The 609-nt window shown below is 51.9% G+C and carries 1 protein-coding gene; it reads right to left on the bottom strand.

The features are described 5' to 3' along the window. Nucleotides 1-609 (bottom strand): condensation domain-containing protein (locus HFD99_RS24870; RefSeq protein WP_167441059.1); only part of this gene is annotated, 609 nt, incomplete at both ends.

The following is a 609-nucleotide window of genomic DNA, read 5'->3' as shown; positions in this document are numbered from 1 at the left end:
GATTTGTGCCTTCTCCTCGACAGTTACCATATCCAGAGCTGCCAGTGGCTGCTGTGGATGAAGTGTAATGGCACGTATGAGTTCGGTAAAATGCTGTGCAAAGCGTGCGATGGTCTCCGGCTTGTACAGCGCCGTGCTGTATTCCAAACTACACAGAATACCTTCTGGCTGCTCTACGGCATCCAAGGTCAGATCAAATTTGGACGTAGGATTGTCCGTCGGATACGGCTTGAAGGCCAGACCTTCCAGCTCGAACTCCTGCTGCTCAAATGTTTTCAGCTCAAACATCGTGTCAAACAGCGCATTTCGGCTCGTATCCCGCGTTAAATTCAGCTTTTCAACCAACTCTTCAAACGGATATTCCTGATGCTCATACGCACGGAGCGCGTGCTCTTTGACCTCTTGCAGGTAATCCAGGAACGTTTTGTCGCCACACGGATAATTGCGGATCGCCAGCGTGTTGAGGAATACGCCTACCAGGCTGCCCAGTTCCGCATGTGGTCTTCCGGCAATCGGCGTGCCGACGATGATGTCCTCTTGACCCGTGTATTTATGCAAGAGCGTGCTATACGCTGCCAGCAACACCATGTACAAGGTGGAGCCGGTTTG

The organism is Paenibacillus sp. EKM301P (assembly GCF_011800295.1).
Taxonomy (GTDB): Bacteria; Bacillota; Bacilli; order Paenibacillales; family Paenibacillaceae; genus Paenibacillus; species Paenibacillus polymyxa.
Note: the sequence above shows the minus strand (reverse complement) of the source record. Positions and strands in the feature narration are given on the sequence as shown.